Raw genomic sequence first — 12,788 nt, forward strand, 5'->3', positions numbered from 1 at the left:
GTGAATGATTATAAAACTTGCTGTAAAAACTTCGCTGTTCTCTCTTCCTTCGGCGTTTTAAAAAATTCTGAAGGAGGGCCTTCTTCAATTATTTTTCCATCAGCTAACATAATTACTCTATCCGCAACCTCTCTTGCAAAGCCCATTTCATGCGTTACAATGACCATTGTCATACCATCTCTTGCTAAACTTTTCATTGTTTCTAATACTTCGCCAACTAATTCAGGATCTAGCGCCGATGTTGGTTCATCAAACAGCATAACGTTTGGGTTCATCGCAAGTGCTCTTGCAATAGCAACCCGTTGCTTTTGTCCTCCAGATAACTGTTCAGGATAGTAGTTAGCTTTATCAGCAAGCCCAACTCTCGTTAATAACTCCATTGCTTTTTTATTCGCTTCCTCTTTACTTTGCTTTTTCACCTGTATGGGTGCTTCAGTTATGTTTTGTAAAACGCTTAAATGCGGAAATAAATTGAAGTGTTGAAATACCATACCCATATTTTCTCTGACTTTATTTAAGTTTGTTTTTTCGATATCAATAATCTCATCGTTAATACTTATAGTACCCTCATCTAATAACTCTAAAAAATTCATACAACGTAACAACGTACTTTTTCCCGAACCACTTGCTCCAATTAAAACAACTACTTCTGATTTATTAATCTCAAGGTTAATGTCTTTTAAAACTTTTAATTTACCAAATGATTTAGAAAGCGACTTCAACTTTATCATGCTTTTTCTCCTTTCCAACATCCATTCTGCTTTCCAGTTTATTGAACAACAGTGTGAATATTAGAACTAAAATCAAGTAATATACGCCTACGACAAAGTAGGTTTCTAAAGGCATGTAGTTATACGCTTGGGCAGATAATGCATGGTTAAATAATTCTGAAACGGCGATATAGGCTACTAAAGAAGAGTCTTTTAATCCAATAATGAATTGATTAGCCAATGAAGGTATAGCTCGCTTAAAGCTCTGTGGTAAAATAATTCGTCTCATTGTTTTAAAATACGTCATACCTAATGAGCGGCCAGCTTCCATTTGTCCTTTATCGATTGATTGAATCGATCCTCGAAAGATTTCTGCAATATAGGCACCAGAATGAATACCAAGTGCAATAGCACCTGCTGCAAAATCGGAAAGAACAAAAATACTAGAAATACCGTAGTATAGGAACATAAGTTGTACGATAAGTGGCATACCCCGAATAATAAAAATATAAGCGTTTGCTATCTTCTCTAATATCTTGATATTCGAAACTTTGAAGAAGGCAAAAATTAGACCAATAACACAAGCAATTAATAAAGAAACTACTGTTAACTCAACTGTCAAAATAGTTGCTTTTAAAAATTCAATGCCATGTTTTTGGAATATCGATGCTATATTCGTTAAAAACTCCATATAAATCACCTAACCTCTTTAAGTGTATTGGTATAGAAGATTAATGTTTTTGGAATATTCAAATTATTTTACCTAGAATTAATCTATAATACTAGGTAAAATAATTTAGGATTGGATTACTCTAATAGATCTTTGCCAAACCATTTTGTACTTATGTCTTTATACGTTCCGTCTGCAACCATATCTGCAATTGCTTTATTAATTGCTTCTAATAACACTTGATTGTCCTTTTTAATAGCTACTGCAATTTCTTCTCTTTTAATTTCTTCTCCTACTGTTTGAATTTCTAAACCTGATTCTTTCATCGCGGAAATCCCTACTATTTTATCTGTAATTACTGCGTCTAAACGTCCTGGAGGAAGGTCTTGTAATGCATATATCTCACTAGGAAATTCTTTAATTTTATCTGTATATTTTTTTGCATCTTCAACATAAGTACTAGCTTGCATAACACCGATTGTCTTTCCCTTTAAGTCATCTAACGATTTGATTTCTTTATTTTTACTTGAAATAAATACTGTGGCGCCCGAAATATAATATGGATCTGAGAAATCAACCTGTTTTGCTCTCTCCTCAGTAGCTGTCATACTCCCTATAATTGCATCATATTTCTCTCCTCGTAACCCTTGGAGGATCGTTTCCCATGGATTTGTAACAGGGTTTGGTTCAAGGCCAATTCTCTTTGCAATTTCATTGCCAATTTCTACATCAAAACCAACTAATTTTTCATTTTCCTTATAATTTAATGGCTTTAGTAAGCCACTCATTGCAAAAGTTAACTTTCCATCATTCACTAATTTCATATCTGATGTTGTGCTATTTTCTTCTCCTGCTTTCGTTTCTCCTTCACTACTTGCAGCTGTTTCAATTTGTACATTCGAATCTTTTTCTGAACACGCAACCATCAATGAAGCAACTAACACCAATAAAAAATAGAATAGACTTTTCTTCATAAAATACCAATCCCCCTCGTTTTATGATTAAGCTAATTCTCCACCATCAATGGCAATTGTTTGCCCTGTAATATAAGCAGATTCATCTGAAGCAAGGAAGGCATACAACGCCCCTATTTCTTTTGGATCTGCATGCCGTTTTAAAGGAATACCTTCATTTACAACCTCTAACATTTCAGGAGTATACTCAGCCATTTGCATCGGTGTTAATACATACCCTGGACATATTGTGTTCACTCGAATGATTGGAGCCAATTCTAATGCCATCGTTTTTGCTAAAAGATTAACGCCTGCTTTTGAAGCGTTATAGTCTGCATAGAATGGATGTCCCGTAACACCATTTGTAGAGGCAGTCATGAGTATAACGCCTTTCCCCTGTTCAACCATGATTTTTGCAGCGGCTTGAGATGTATAAAACACACCATTTAAATTAATGTTTAAAACTTTATTCCATTGTTCTGGATTAATATCAAGGAATTTAGAGCGAACGCTAATCCCTGCATTTGCAATAAAAACGTCCACTCCCCCTAAATCCTCTTTAATTTTTTTAAAGACAGCGTTTACACTTGCAGGGTTACTAACATCCACTACATATCCTTTGGCAATTCCTTTGTTTTCTTTTATAGACTTTTCAATACTTTCTTCATTAATATCTAAAATAGCGACGACAGAACCTTCTTCTACAAAGCGTTGTGCTGTAGCTAATCCTATACCACTTGCTCCTCCTGTAATGACTACTCTCTTCTTTTTTAAACTACTATGCCTTGTTGTCATCAAAATACCCCCTAGCGGTTATAACTTGTTAATTCCGCTTCATTTTTCACCTTTTCTTGATATACCCGCCATGAAGTACACCATTTTGCGGGATTATCTAAATAATCTGCTTCGATTAATTGATGAATGGTACTATTTTGCGGTGCATTTTTCACTACCTCTGGATTTTCATATGCTTCCTTTGAAATTTGTTCAAGTGCCTGGATATATTCATCTAAATCTGCTTTAGAGTAGGATTCTGTTGGTTCTAGTGTGAATGGTTGTGGCACAATGTATGGATGATGACTTGTCCAGTAATGTAAACCAAAGTCTGTCATACGACGCTGTACATCCTCTGTTGTGACACCTGTTTCCTTCTCCAACTGCTCCCAACTATAACGAACCTGTTCCAGTCGTTGCCCTTGTACATAAGGTACACTTGCGCCACGAATTTTCGATACTTTACTGTATAAATAGTTATTATTTAGCACAGCAGTTTCTGCCACTGCTTTAAGTCCTTCTTGTCCTAATGCTCGAATCCATGCATAAGAACGTAAAATAGTTTGTGCAACGCCGTGGAAAGCGCGTACTTTCCCAATTGAATGCTCTAATTGATCATTTAATACATATTGATCACCACTTTTTTCGACAATCGGTCCAGGTAAATACGGTTTTAATTCCGCTGTTACGCCTAATGCACCTGTAGCTGGTCCCCCACACATATGTGGCGCTGCGAATGTTTTGTGTAAATTAAAGAAACACATATCGAAGCCTGCCTCTTTAGCACGTGTAATGCCTAATAAACCATTTGCATTCGCTTGATCGTAGTAACAAATACCACCTGCATCATGTACAATCTTTGTAAATTCTTTAATTTTTGAATTGTAAATTCCCGTATCTTCTGGGTTAGCTACAACAAAGCCAGCTGTTCGTTCGGATACAACTTCTTTTAACTTTTCAATATTAGGGAATCCATTTTCGTCTGGATGTAAAGTAATAATTTTATATCCCTTTACAACTGCCGTTGCTGCTTGAGATGGATGAGAGAAAATGGTTGTAATAATTTCATTACGTTGATCTGCCTCACCTTTAACTTCAAAATACTTACGTATAATCGATGCCATCGCAAATAGTGCTTGTGTGCCACCACTCGGTTGGAACGAGAATGCATCCATACCTGAAATGTCACGCATTGCTAAATCCATATTATGAATGATTTCTAACATTCCTTGAACAGTACTAACATCTTGCAGAGGATGTAGTTCCATTATTTTAGAATTACGAATTAGTAACTCGTTAATTTTCGGAATGTACTTCATCGTACAAGTGCCTTGACCAATTTCTACATTAAAATCCGACCCTAATGTTTCTTGTGAAAGACGAACATAATGGCGTAATACACGGGCTTGGCCGATTTCTGGTAAGTTCGGCTTACTTGCTCGCTTTATATTTTTCGGTAGAACTGAAACGCCATCACCCACTACATCTACAACTTCTTGTGAAGCTTGCGGTACTTCCACTCCAACTTCACCTGGTTGATGTAGCTCGAAAATTATAGGCTCATTCCACTTGGCTTGATGAAAATCTATATTGACAGACTGTCTTTGAATTTTTAACATGCTAATGCTCTCCTTTCTACCTCATTATTTCGTCACAATTTTTGATAAAACACTTACTAGTTTGTCGATATCTTCTTTCGTATGCACTTCAGTTACACAACAAAGTGCCGACTGACCATATTGAGGAAACTCTTTCGAAAGGTCCTTCCCTCCAAAAATCTTGTGCTCTAATAATTGTGCATTGATTTCTTCGACAGTTAAGCCTGTATCATTAAAGTCGATAATAAATTCCTTGAAAAATGGCGATGTAATTCTCGAACCTCTAATGTTCTGAATTTTATTAAGTTGCATTACTGCGTACTGACTATTTTGCATAATTGCTTGACCTAATTCGTACATCCCGTTTGGTCCCATTAACGATAAATAAACACCTGCTGTAATGCCCCATAGAGCTGTTTGCGTACCGACAGATTCTTTACCGTTTTCTCTATCTGCAAAAGATGTACGGTCATATGCAATATCACCAAAACCATACTCTCCTTGTTTTACAGTCGGAATAATGCCAAATAATCGTGATGGGTATTCATTTACGAATTTCGGATCATTATGTGTCGCAATAAAACCTGCCTGCCCTCCACTAAAATTCATATGCATTCCTAGTGGTTGAAGGTCTCCACATACAATATCAGCTCCATATTGACTTGGTGGTGCCAGTATTCCAAGTGAAATTGGATCAACCCCAACTACGATTATTGCTCCGTATTTTTTTGCAAGATTTGAAATCTCTTGCCCTTGTGATTCAATAAATCCTAAATAGGATGGATTTTCGAAATAGATCGCCGCAACATCATTAGATAATTTTCTTTCTAAATCTGCTAAATCCATTAATCCTGTATTAAGATTAAAATGTACATCTTCAAATGCTAATTGAGGTGTTCCATAGTTTGTAATAATCTTTTTTCTCTCAGGTGAAACTGTACTAGCAAGTAAAACTTTAGTACGTTTAGTAATACGACTAGCCATACGAATCGAAGTAGCTGCAGCCTGTGCCCAATCAAATGTTGGCACATTCACTACTTCCATATCGACAAGTTCTGCCATAAGACTTTGGTATTCAAATAAAGCTTGGAAACGTCCATGATCTTCGTATGGTTCACCCGCATAAGCAGTTAAAAATTCAGCTCTTTGATTCACCTCATCACATACTGCCGGAATAAAATGTTGCCAACAACCAGCCCCTAAAAAGTTAAGATATTCATTAGTGCTTATATTTTTATTTAATAGCCCTTCAATATGTCGTCGTAGCTCCAATTCATTCAATGCTTTCGGGATATTCATTGTTCCTTTATACTGTAAGTCGTCAGGAATGCAAGAATAGAGTTCTTTAATAGAATGCACACCAATTTCGTCTAACATTTCTTGTTTTACTTCAGGTACCATATTTGGAATGTATGGATGAACTTTTTTACTCATATAAAATACCTCCTATAATTTTTTATGCTAAGCCGCCACCATCAACGGTTAATGTAGTTCCTGTAACCCAAGCGGATAAACCACTTGCAAGGAATAGTACCCCCTTCGCAATATCTTCAGGTGTTCCCAACCTTGCCAATGGTCTATCAACCGCTGAACTACGAAGAAAACTAGATTCTTCTATATTTAATTGTTTTGCCTCACCTCGAAGTAGCGGCGTATCTGTATCTCCAGGGCAAATACAATTTACACGAATGTTCTCTGATCCATGGTCGATAGCCATAGCTTTTGTTAAATTTACAACCCCTGCTTTCGCAGCGCAGTAAGATGCAGCTTTGTCTCCACCTTTTAATCCCCAACCAGATCCGGTATTGATAATACTGCTGCCGCCGCCATGGTTTCGCATAAGGGGAATTAAATATTTTGAAAGAAGATAAACGCCTTTTAAAGAAACATTAATTACCGCATCCCAATCCGATTCTTCTAAGTCCACCACTGTTTTTCTACGAATAATGCCTGCATTATTAAAGAGCACATCGACTTTTCCATGCTTTTCTTCTATTAACTCCGCCACACGCTGGCAATCTTGCGAGTTCGTTACATCACACTTTACAAACTCAATATTTAAGCCCTCAGCCCGCAGTGTTTCTTCTGTTTCCTTGCCCTTCTGCTGATCGATATCAAGAATGATCGTTTTAGTCCCCACCTCACTTAGTAATTTAGCGGTTGCAAGACCTATTCCTGAAGCTCCCCCTGTTACTACTGCAATCTTCCCACCTAATTCAAAGTAATCTAGCAAATAAATGTACCCCCTTTTTTGTTTCTCGATTTATATAATGCAAAAATCATGCCAACTTTAAAAAGCTGATAATACGAGATTCATAAATAATAAATCATTATTTTTTGACACAGCTGTCATTTCAAATGCCGTTTTTGTCATAATATTTGAATTATTATTGAGTTGATAATTAAGGAAGGCGTTTACAAAGGGAATCTGCACGAAACTTCAAATTTAGAGGAATGTCTGTTTAGAAGTAGAATATGGAAACGAACAAAATATTGAAAGACGGCTCACTACATGCTTTTCCTAGTTTGTCTTCTTTCTTATATAGTGCCGCTCAGGAAGGGGGAGGCCACAAGCACCAAAATATTGCTGTGCTTATCAGCAGACATACGGACTACACCATACATCACATAGAATGATAAACTTTCAATAATATAAGTGTATTCCAAAAATACCAAGAGGCTATGAATTAATAATTGAGGGATATGTAATATGTAAGAATTTACTACTTATTTATTTACTTTCAAAATTGGGTTTCTTCTTATTTATAAGGAACATAACAAACCTAGCTATAATAGCAAGCTTGTTTCATTGCCCTACTTCAATTGTTGTATGTTGATTTTTAAACAAAAAAAAAGCCTGTACGCGACAGGCTACTAGTAAAGGAATGCTTTAATTTTTGCCATACATTCCTCTACTACTTCAATAGGTGCTTGACCACGAACAGATAATTTCCGAGCTTTCCAATCGAGATTTTTCAATTGGTCAGTTAAAATTACGCCCGTAAAAACTTGGTTTTCAGGAATCTCTACTTCAAATCCCCATCCTTTTTTTGTATTTGTAATTGGACAAATAGTAGCGAATCCAGTTATTTCATTAAATGCTTTTGGTGATAGTACGATACCCGGACGGCTGCCTGCCTGTTCGTGCCCTGTTTGGGGATTGAAATCTAGAAAAACTAAATCTCCTTTGTCTGGAACGGTGCTCATTAAATCAGTTCCTTCCCAGCTACACCGAAGTCTATTGTTTCATGGCAGTTTTCCGGTTTACATTGGCTTAATAAGTCAGCAAGTTGATACTCTATTTTTTTCTTCTTGAGTACTATTTTTAAACCATCGACTGTTTCAATAATTTCAACCGCTGTTCCCTGCTCGAATGCTTTATTTTCTGCCATGTCTTTTGGGATTCTAACAGCAAGGCTATTACCCCATTTTTGCACTGATGAAGTTACTGTTCGCACGGCTAATTCATTACCTACTATAAATTTATCTAATTTATGTGTTGTCATTTTATCATCCTTTGGTGGGTCGCTTTTGTTCGTTAGACTTTGGTCATAGATACGTTCATTGTTGTTGTTCAATGACGGTTTATTGGGCGATGCAGGCTTCTTCGGTGTTTCATCCATTATAACAAGCCTCCTCTCTTTTGTGTATACATAGTATATACACAAAATCAAAGAATGATTCTTACATATATCCCATTTGCTTTAGATTATTTGTGACTTACAAAGTACTGAGTGCCAGGCACTCAAACAATTTCACTTGCCAAGGAAAAATCCACGGCGACTCCTGCGGGAATAGCACAACATGCGCATGAGGAAAGCGCCCGCCCGTAGCGGAAATCAACTGCCCTCTTAATTACTTTTTAATTTTCTATAAAGAGTCCTTGTACTGATGCCTAACTCTTCTGCAAGACGTTCCTTACCTGCAGCATCATTTCCGTATTCAGAAAGTTTTTGGTTAATTAATTCCATTTCCATATTTCTTAACAGTTTAGGCGGTCTGATGTGAGTATTTTGCATTCTATTATATTCAATAATATAGCTTGGTAAACTATCTTTCGTTAATTGTAAAGAATCTTCCATTACCATACTGTATTCTAAAACATTTTCTAATTCTCGTATGTTGCCTGGCCAATAATAAGCATTCAATTCAGCTAAAAATTCGTCTGTAAAATCTTTAATATATTTACCTGTTTTATGTTGAATCTTTTCTAGTAACGTAAAAATTAAGTACTCCATTTCACCTTTTCTTTCTTTTAATGGTGGCAAAGTTAAAGGAATAACATTTAATCGATAGTATAAATCTGCACGAAACTCTCCTCTTTTCACCATTTCCTCTAAAGGTCTATTTGTTGCAGCAATAATTCTTACGTTTACCTTTCTAGGTTCAATTGCTCCCACTCTATAAATAAGACCATTCTGTAAAACCGATAATAGTTTAGCTTGAAGGTGCAATGGTAATTCTGTAATTTCATCAAGGAATAACGTACCTTTATCTGCAATCTCAAAATATCCTTGTTTTCCTTTTCTTCTAGCGCCAGTAAATGCCCCTTCTTCATAGCCAAATAATTCACTTTCAAATAAAGTTTCTGGAATACTAGCACAGTTTAACTCTACAAATTTCCCTTTATGCGTAATACTGTTTGAATGAATATGATTAGCTAACAAACTTTTTCCAGTCCCCGTTTCTCCCGTGATGACAATTGACGATGAACTATTCGCAATGCTGTTTAGCTTTGTTTTAATAAATTGAAAATAAGGTGCATCCCCGAGTACATATTTTGTATCAAATCCGTTTTTTGTTTCAAATAATAAATAAGATCCCTCATTATTTAGAACATTAATAACAATTTCACCTAAACGAGCTAACCAGTATTGATATTTCTTTTGTTCAGTAGATAATTTCTTTTCACCTTCATCTGTAAAACTTACAAATGTTAAATACCCAAAATGCCGATCATCTTTCACTAAGTTCATCAGTATTTCTACTTTGGAAGGACAATTATTTTGGAACCTACACCCAGAACATGTTTTCATTTTTCCAGGTCTCTGCACGTATTGAAATGGCTCAGAATAGTACTTTTGGAAAAAGGGTAAATGTACTTGCTCTCCTTTTCTTTTTCTATATTCATCCGTTGCTAAAATTTTACCTTTCGCAGTAAAATAAGCTACTTCCACTTGTAACAAGTCTCCATATAAAATAATTATAGATTGTACTAACTTTTCACCATTTAACATAACATCACCCTCTCAGAAGTAAATTGAGTCAGTGGAATTTTACACGAAAATATCCTTAACTTTATAATTCTACATTCACTGGTGGGAACGCTTAATACGGCTATTTTAGACATGACATTCATCTCTAATATATACATACATTCAGCAAAAAAAGGTCCGTTCCTTTAAAAATCGTTCAACAAATACAGACATTCGAAGTCGAATATTATCAGAAATAGTTATTTTAATTTTGAATTAGAGGGGTAATGATGTGGAAAAAATATAACTCCCACATTTGTGAAGTACTTTGCGATTTTCACTTTCTGTAGAAGTTCGATTAACATATTCTTTGTGAGTTAGATATAATAAAACCAATCTTTATTGCTTATAAATACGTCAGTGACATATCGGTAAATCCTCTCTTCATTTTCCCAAATCCATTTATCAATATGCTCCATTAGGGTTTCATCTCTATATTTATTTATCCCCATCATATACATAGTAAGGATTTCATTTTCTTCTTTTGCTTTCAGTATATCTATAAGTGTGGCAGCTGAAGAATCATTTACTATTTCATAATATGTCCAAACTCCCGACCTATTGGACTGTGATTGCCAATTTATCATCTCTCTTAATTCAACATACCAATCAGGCAAGTTGCTTTGTTCTTTTAATTCACCAGATGCAATAATAAACAATTCAGCCATTGAATTATAATCATTGATATTGTTAAAGAAGTTATCAATATATGTTTTATTAAATTTCATAGATATATTCACCCCACTCCTTGTACAATAGAAAAGCCCTACCATTTTTGGTAGAGCTTCGTTTAGTAGCCACATAGTGTGGTCTTTTGTTTTACCTCAGACGATTACCCATTCACAAGTCATTGACTAGAAAATAGCTGGACCCAATAGTAAATTCCTTTGCTGTCTACTGCAATCGCTACCCCTGTATTTGTATAATGTTCTCGCAAAATATTTTCTCGATGAGATGGCGATGCCATCCATGCTTTAACAGCCGCCTCAGGGCTTGGAATATTTCTACCTATATTTTCTCCTAAACTAGTATATGGATAATCGAATAAAGTAGCTAAATCCCAGGGCATGCCGTAGTAAGGTGATTCGTGCTCAAAATAATGTCGATTCACCATATCCTGTGCCTTAATAACGGCGACTTGTGTTAAAGCTCCATCATAGGTAAGCAACGGGAGCTTTCTTTTTTGTCTTTCGATGTTAACTAAATTTAACACATCGTTAGCCATTGTCGCTGAGTAGTTTTTTGTCGGAATATAAGTTTTTGATAAATAGTCATAGGCTATTTCATAATTTGTTAGCGTCGTTGTAAAGTCCAAGCTTCGTTCCACTAAGGAGGCAAATTGCGCACGTGTTACTAATAGATTAGGTGCAAATTGTTTCGCGTTGACCCCTTTAATAATACCGACATCTGCAAGTGACTCAATATAGTCTTTCGCCCAATGGCCTTCATTAATATCACTAAACTTACTATTATTTTGAGAATCTACCTCAATTTTATATGCGAGCGTTAACATTTTAGCGATTTGCATGCGCTTCAAAGGAGCATCTGGGTTAAAGCAATCACCATTTTGCAATATCCCTAATTCTACTAGCGCACAAATCTCCTTATAATAAGGATGATCTGCTGGTAAATCTACAAATTTAGTCTTAGCAGGCACATTCATCTTCAATTGCATAGAACGGGCAATGGCAGCTGCTGCCTCCGCTCTTGTAATCGCTTGCTCTGGCTTAAACGTACCATCCTGATACGTTGTCATATATTGCTTATCTAACATATGCTGAATCGAGCTTCTCGCCCAATGTGAAGGCGAAACATCCTTTGCCGTCTCTGCCGCTAATGCAACGTCTGAGCTATTTGGTAGAGGTAAGGCAAATGGAGTAGCCAGCAAAATAAGCGACATTCCGACAATACTAGATACTTTTTTTAACATAGCTACCTCCTATTTATATGTATGGCGTGCGTTTTTTTAAAGTTCCGGCTTCTTATCGAGAATCGGATAATTGATTTTCTTTACCCATAAGCCTTATATATAAACATACCATTATTACCTGTTTTTTCCTACAAAGATTTTAAAAAAATCACTCTAAAGATTTTGCTTTCCTAAGAGTGATGTTGGTCTTTCTATTCAACTCCAATAATGTATAAGTCATCGTCATTTTTTTGTAATATGCGATAAAGGAATAAAGCCATTTGACCACGTCGAACATCCGTATATGGTGAGAATGTCGTAGAGCTTGTACCTTGTGTAATCCCATAATCTAATAACGTTTGAATATAATGATTGGTTTCAGCATCCTTTGTAAAATCTGTAAAGGGAGCAGTTAATGATGTCGCTTGTTTTAAATGAAAGCCCAATGTCAACATTTTTGCCATTTGACTACGTTTAATTGAAGCATTTGGATTATAGTGGGTCCCTTTTTGGATAATACCATTAGCTGCAAGCGCTGCAATTGGTCCATAATATTGATGTGAAGTTGGGACATCACTAAAGCCAGGATTATCAACATTGCTCGTTTGTAAATGAAGTGCTTGCGCTAAAAAATAAGCTGCTTCTCCACGTGTTAATTGTTGATAAGGGCTAAACGTTGTAGACGTTGTACCAAATACGATTCCTTTGCTATACAGTTCGCTAACTGCATTATATAGCTCCATCTCGCTATCGCTTTTTTTAATATCTACAAATGGCATTGCAGCTGCTTGAGTAGGGATGACTGCAACACAAGGTGCCACAACTAAAGCCGTAGCAAACGCCCATGCGTATTTTTGCTTTATTTCCATTGTCCTTCGCCCCTTTTTACATTGATTGACCTCTATAAAAAAATAACGAA

Annotated in this window: 13 protein-coding genes; all 13 read right to left on the bottom strand. The window is 36.0% G+C overall.

Going from position 1 to position 12,788, the window contains the following annotated elements; genetic code table 11:
- Positions 1-8: 8 nt before the first annotated feature.
- Positions 9-731, bottom strand: coding sequence for an amino acid ABC transporter ATP-binding protein (locus tag ACIP9G_RS10430; RefSeq protein ID WP_340820921.1), 723 nt, complete (start codon positions 729-731; stop codon positions 9-11).
- Complete coding sequence (locus ACIP9G_RS10435; RefSeq protein WP_340820922.1) at positions 706-1,401, bottom strand: amino acid ABC transporter permease; 696 nt, start codon at positions 1,399-1,401, stop codon at positions 706-708. The genes ACIP9G_RS10430 and ACIP9G_RS10435 overlap by 26 nt, the downstream gene beginning before the upstream one ends.
- A 116-nt stretch (positions 1,402-1,517) precedes the next feature.
- Positions 1,518-2,354, bottom strand: a complete 837-nt coding sequence (locus ACIP9G_RS10440) for a transporter substrate-binding domain-containing protein (protein ID WP_401019164.1) — start codon at positions 2,352-2,354, stop codon at positions 1,518-1,520.
- A gap of 27 nt (positions 2,355-2,381) precedes the next feature.
- Positions 2,382-3,128 (bottom strand): SDR family NAD(P)-dependent oxidoreductase, encoded by a 747-nt coding sequence (locus ACIP9G_RS10445; RefSeq protein WP_340820924.1) that lies wholly within the window; start codon positions 3,126-3,128, stop codon positions 2,382-2,384.
- Between the two features lie 11 nt (positions 3,129-3,139).
- Entirely contained in the window at positions 3,140-4,726 is a 1,587-nt protein-coding gene (gene gcvPB / locus ACIP9G_RS10450) for an aminomethyl-transferring glycine dehydrogenase subunit GcvPB (protein ID WP_401019166.1), read from the bottom strand.
- A gap of 24 nt (positions 4,727-4,750) precedes the next feature.
- Positions 4,751-6,139, bottom strand: a complete 1,389-nt coding sequence (gene gcvPA / locus ACIP9G_RS10455) for an aminomethyl-transferring glycine dehydrogenase subunit GcvPA (RefSeq protein WP_340820926.1) — start codon at positions 6,137-6,139, stop codon at positions 4,751-4,753.
- 22 nt (positions 6,140-6,161) lie between these two features.
- A complete protein-coding gene (locus ACIP9G_RS10460) occupies positions 6,162-6,938 on the bottom strand; it encodes an SDR family NAD(P)-dependent oxidoreductase (protein WP_340820927.1) in 777 nt (258 codons plus the stop codon).
- A gap of 641 nt (positions 6,939-7,579) precedes the next feature.
- Positions 7,580-7,912 carry a type II toxin-antitoxin system PemK/MazF family toxin gene (locus ACIP9G_RS10465; protein ID WP_340820928.1) on the bottom strand — a complete coding sequence of 111 codons (333 nt, stop codon included), beginning with the start codon at positions 7,910-7,912 and terminating at the stop codon, positions 7,580-7,582.
- Positions 7,912-8,328 (bottom strand): AbrB/MazE/SpoVT family DNA-binding domain-containing protein, encoded by a 417-nt coding sequence (locus ACIP9G_RS10470; RefSeq protein ID WP_340820929.1) that lies wholly within the window; start codon positions 8,326-8,328, stop codon positions 7,912-7,914. Before ACIP9G_RS10470 ends, ACIP9G_RS10465 begins: the two co-directional genes overlap by 1 nt.
- Positions 8,329-8,556: 228 nt before the next feature.
- On the bottom strand, positions 8,557-9,942 hold the full coding sequence (locus ACIP9G_RS10475; protein WP_401019168.1) for a sigma-54 interaction domain-containing protein: 1,386 nt from the start codon (positions 9,940-9,942) through the stop codon (positions 8,557-8,559).
- A 335-nt stretch (positions 9,943-10,277) separates the two neighbouring features.
- Positions 10,278-10,688: a hypothetical protein gene (locus ACIP9G_RS10480; RefSeq protein ID WP_401019170.1), complete on the bottom strand. Its 411-nt coding sequence runs from the start codon at positions 10,686-10,688 to the stop codon at positions 10,278-10,280.
- 119 nt (positions 10,689-10,807) lie between these two features.
- Positions 10,808-11,890, bottom strand: a complete 1,083-nt coding sequence (locus ACIP9G_RS10485) for a CAP and S-layer homology domain-containing protein (protein ID WP_401019171.1) — start codon at positions 11,888-11,890, stop codon at positions 10,808-10,810.
- A 191-nt stretch (positions 11,891-12,081) separates the two neighbouring features.
- Entirely contained in the window at positions 12,082-12,738 is a 657-nt protein-coding gene (locus ACIP9G_RS10490) for an S-layer homology domain-containing protein (protein ID WP_340820933.1), read from the bottom strand.
- Positions 12,739-12,788 lie beyond the last annotated feature (50 nt).

The sequence above is a fragment of the Lysinibacillus sp. NPDC093197 genome (genome assembly GCF_044754025.1).
GTDB lineage: Bacteria > Bacillota > Bacilli > Bacillales_A > Planococcaceae > Lysinibacillus.